The organism is Spirosoma soli (genome assembly GCF_042684525.1).
GTDB lineage: Bacteria > Bacteroidota > Bacteroidia > Cytophagales > Spirosomataceae > Spirosoma > Spirosoma soli.
Genome location: NZ_JBHULN010000061.1, coordinates 1 through 722 on the forward strand (window position 1 = coordinate 1; position 722 = coordinate 722).

General features: G+C 55.8%; 1 pseudogene. It reads right to left on the reverse strand.

The features are described 5' to 3' along the window. A pseudogene (locus ACFSUS_RS29075) lies at positions 1-722 on the reverse strand (hypothetical protein); the annotation flags it as partial.

Consider the following 722-nt stretch of genomic DNA (forward strand, 5'->3'; position numbering starts at 1 on the left):
AACCGTTGGTGCCTGTTACCGTTACAGAGTACGGTCCAGCCGCGCTTACCGAGATGCTTGGCGTGGTCGCCCCTGTGCTCCACAGGTAGCTTACACCCGGCGTAGCCGTCGTTGAGATCGTCGCCGTGGGCTGAGCCGCCGTCAAGGTGTTGCTTACTGAAGCCGTTACTGTTGGTGTTATTGTATCTCCAACAACTGTCACAGAGCTGGTAGCTACGCACTGATTAATTATTACAGACACTGAATACGTACCTGCAATAGTAGTTGTAAAGCTTTCCAGAGCCGTGTTAAAGCTGCCTGGCCCCCGCCATTGATAACCACTGTTTGCAGGAGCATTAGCTACTGAGATTGCCGCGGCAGGCTGATCACAAGTCAGAGAATTGCTGACTATAGCCGTTATTTCCGGCAACGCTGTATCGCTCACTACCGTCGTGGTCACCGACGCCTTGGCTCCGTTCTGGGCCGTCACCGTCACTGAGTAAGCACCGGCTACACTCACCGAGATGCTTGGTGTCGTTTCGCCCGTGCTCCACAAGTAAGTCACTCCTGGGCTAGCCGTCGTTGAGATCGTCGCCGTTAGAGCCGTGCAGCTGAGCTCGTTGCTCACCACCGCCGTTACACTTGGCAACGCCGTATCACTCACCACTGTAGTGGTCGTCGTAGCCGTGCAGCCGTTGGCCGAGGTCACTGTCACCGAGTACGTACCCGCACTGTTGACCACA